This window comes from Microcoleus sp. S13_C3, from assembly GCF_036700905.1.
Classification (GTDB): domain Bacteria; phylum Cyanobacteriota; class Cyanobacteriia; order Cyanobacteriales; family Microcoleaceae; genus Microcoleus.
On the sequence record NZ_JAUBPT010000039.1, the window covers coordinates 1 to 2,889 of the forward strand.

Genomic DNA, 2,889 nt, shown 5'->3' on the forward strand with positions numbered 1-2,889 from the left:
TTTGATTGTGTGAGTTATAAAATTATCCTATGTATTCAATTACTGTAATTAAACTTCACTACATATTTATTACTACCTTATTTCGCAATCGTGTTTTATCCAAAACTCGCATTTGATGGCACAAGGCAACGGAATCTTGAGTCAATCCTCCCTCACCGCTGAGAATGAAAACAGATGAAGGGAGAGAGGCACGGCGCAGATTAGTTGTTAGAGGAATACTGATAACAGTAGTCGTGTATCTCGCAATAGTATCGTTCTGGAAAATAATTATGGGACGTACACCTGCCTGTTCGGAACCTTGCGTAGGATCGAGGGCTGCAATCCAGATTTCACCCCGTCTGACTGTCATGCCAAATCCTCATGTTTTAGGAGTTCTGCATATTCGCTCATTCCGAGTTCCGCAAGTTGTCGGTCTTCTTCGGCAAATTCGCTGTAGAGTGCAGCTAAGTTAGTTTCATCGATTGCTGGAATAGTAACTAATTTGGCACGAAATTTCAGGAAAGCAATAAATTCAAATACTTGTTTTAGTTGTTCTATATCGAGCTTTTCTAACTCTTGTTGGATTAAATCTTTCATGGCAGTCATTTTTCCGATCGAGTTTTCTATATTATAGCTAGATACTGGAAACGAGGTATATTCCCCCCGCCGTTGCCCCTACAGCTTTAATTTCTCATGCGGTATCCGACGCCGTGTACAGTTTCAATTAAATTCGCGCCGCCAACCGACTCAAGTTTGCGTCGCAGCAAACGCACTTGAGCTGCTACCACATTGCTAAAGCTATCTGCACTCGCCTCCCATAGCTGATTCCGAATTTGGTCAGTGGTGACAATTTGGTTCGGATGTTTCATAAAGTATTCTAGCAGTTGAAATTCTTTGTTTGTCAGCGAAATTATCTGGTTTTTGCCGTGGGTATCGACATGACAAGCAGTGCGATTTCCGCAGTCGAGAACGAGATTCCCTACTTGTAGCTGTTGTGGTTGAATTTGGGGCGATCGTCTTTGCAAAGCCCGCAACCTTGCTAACAGTTCCGCCATCCCGAACGGCTTGACTAAATAATCGTCAGCCCCGGCATCTAGTCCTGCAACTTTATCTTCCATGCGGTCTTTTGCTGTCAGCATCAAAACTGGCAGGGCGCTATGTTTAGCACGCAATCTCCGCAGCAGTTCTAATCCTGACAATCCTGGTAGCAACCAGTCAAAAATAGCGAGGGTGTATTGCGTCCACTGGCTGTCTAAATATTCCCAAGCTTCACTGCCATCTAGGGCCCAATCAACTATATATTTTTCCTGCTTTAAGGTTCGCTCGATCGCTTTCCCTAAATCGGGCTCATCTTCAACTAGCAAAACTCTCATAGCTCTAATTTATAGCGGTAAATCCTTATACATTGTTAGCGATCGGCTGCATCTACCCCAACATCTAACCTCACATACTGAAATGAAATCAGCATGAAATCTTCTGACCGAGACTAATTGGATCGCAACCCCCCGGATTCATTCCAACGCGCAGGCTGACTGACGGGAATAAATCTAAAATCGATTGACTTCGCAGAAAAAGATAACAGTTGACAATGATTGACAACAAGCTGGTAATGTCTTATAATCAACCACGAGTGAATTTTTGAGAAAATTTTTCAATAAGTATGACAGATTTATCCGATCGTCCCGCCATTAGAAAGGCTGGCCGCTGGAGTCGCCGCCAACTGCTACAGCTAGGAATAGCTGGTGCTGGGGTAGCGGGCGGCGCGATCGCACTTCAAAACTTGACTCGCAAACCGACATCAGTTGCGAGAATACCGCCCATGCCCGCAGATGCACTCACCGTCAGCAATATCAACCCGATGCAAATTGCGCGGGATTTTGATTACGGCACCGTGACGCGCGAAAACGGGCGCACGGTACGCGAATTTCGCATGGAAGCTAATACTTCGATCGTCCAACTTAATAGCGCCGTCACTTTCAACACTTGGAATGTCAACAATCGCGTGCCGGGGCCGACATTGAGGGCAACTGAGGGCGATCGTATCCGCGTCATCTTTTCTAACAAAGGCGGACATTCTCACTCGCTGCACTTTCACGGAATTCATACCAGCGAAATGGATGGCGTTAAACCAGTGAGAAACGGTTCGGTATTTATTTATGAATTCGATGCCCAGCCTTACGGAGTGCATCTATATCACTGCCATATTGCTCCTGTAACTCGCCATATCGGTAAAGGACTTTATGGAATGTTCATCATCGATCCGCCCAAACCCCGTCCTCCCGCCGATGAAATCATGTTAATCATGGGAGGATATGACGTAAACGAGGACGAAAAGAACGAAATTTACGCTTTTAACGGCTTGCCCAATTATTACATGAACAACCCGATCTCTATTTACCGAAATCAGCTAATCAGGTTGTACGTTCTCAACATGATTGAGTACGAAGCGGCAGTAACTTTTCACCTGCACGCCAACTTTTTTGACGTATATCGCACGGGAATGACTTTAACTCCCAGTGAAAGAACTGATGTCATCACAATGGGAGTAGCTGAAAGACATATCTTAGAATTTACTTACGGCTACGCTGGAAAATATATGTTTCACCCCCATCAAGATGCGATCGCCGAAGCTGGCTGCATGGGTGTATTTGAAGTCATCACTTAAACCAAATCCTGCTACCAGGGTGCGCCGATTCAAATAAAGTATGAAATTATTTGACAAGCTCGATAGCAAATAGGTAGAATAAATAACTCGCAAATAATTGAGAATCTTTCTTAATAACTTGTGAATCAAAATGCACATAACGTAAAAATTAGCAACAGCCATGTTATCAACATTTCGTTTATTACTCACATCTTGCACCCTTCTTAAGAACAGGCAAGATGCCTGTGCCACAAACAATGACTTTT

The 2,889-nt window shown here is 44.1% G+C and carries 4 protein-coding genes; 1 reads left to right on the top strand and 3 read right to left on the bottom strand.

Annotated elements, in window-relative coordinates; genetic code table 11:
* Nucleotides 1–58 precede the first annotated feature (58 nt).
* The 3 genes from QUA16_RS13170 to rppA all read right to left on the bottom strand — a co-directional run bounded on the left by QUA16_RS13170 (nt 59) and on the right by rppA (nt 1,352).
* Nucleotides 59–349 (bottom strand): type II toxin-antitoxin system PemK/MazF family toxin, encoded by a 291-nt coding sequence (locus QUA16_RS13170; protein ID WP_333103823.1) that lies wholly within the window; start codon nt 347–349, stop codon nt 59–61.
* A complete protein-coding gene (locus QUA16_RS13175) occupies nt 346–576 on the bottom strand; it encodes a hypothetical protein (RefSeq protein ID WP_333103822.1) in 231 nt (76 codons plus the stop codon). The genes QUA16_RS13170 and QUA16_RS13175 overlap by 4 nt, the downstream gene beginning before the upstream one ends.
* 86 nt (nt 577–662) lie before the next feature.
* Nucleotides 663–1,352, bottom strand: a complete 690-nt coding sequence (gene rppA, locus QUA16_RS13180; RefSeq protein ID WP_333103821.1) for a two-component system response regulator RppA — start codon at nt 1,350–1,352, stop codon at nt 663–665.
* 287 nt (nt 1,353–1,639) lie between these two features.
* Between rppA and QUA16_RS13185 the strand changes: the two genes are divergently transcribed.
* Nucleotides 1,640–2,644, top strand: coding sequence for a multicopper oxidase domain-containing protein (locus QUA16_RS13185; RefSeq protein WP_333103820.1), 1,005 nt, complete (start codon nt 1,640–1,642; stop codon nt 2,642–2,644).
* Nucleotides 2,645–2,889: the final 245 nt, after the last annotated feature.

What these genes read in the sequence shown, in the direction of transcription:
- QUA16_RS13170 (WP_333103823.1), bottom strand. Translation starts at nt 349, where the DNA reads ATGACAGTCAGACGGGGTGAAATCTGGATTGCAGCCCTCGATCCTACG.
- QUA16_RS13175 (WP_333103822.1), bottom strand. Translation starts at nt 576, where the DNA reads ATGAAAGATTTAATCCAACAAGAGTTAGAAAAGCTCGATATAGAACAA.
- rppA (WP_333103821.1), bottom strand. Translation starts at nt 1,352, where the DNA reads ATGAGAGTTTTGCTAGTTGAAGATGAGCCCGATTTAGGGAAAGCGATC.
- QUA16_RS13185 (WP_333103820.1), top strand. Translation starts at nt 1,640, where the DNA reads ATGACAGATTTATCCGATCGTCCCGCCATTAGAAAGGCTGGCCGCTGG.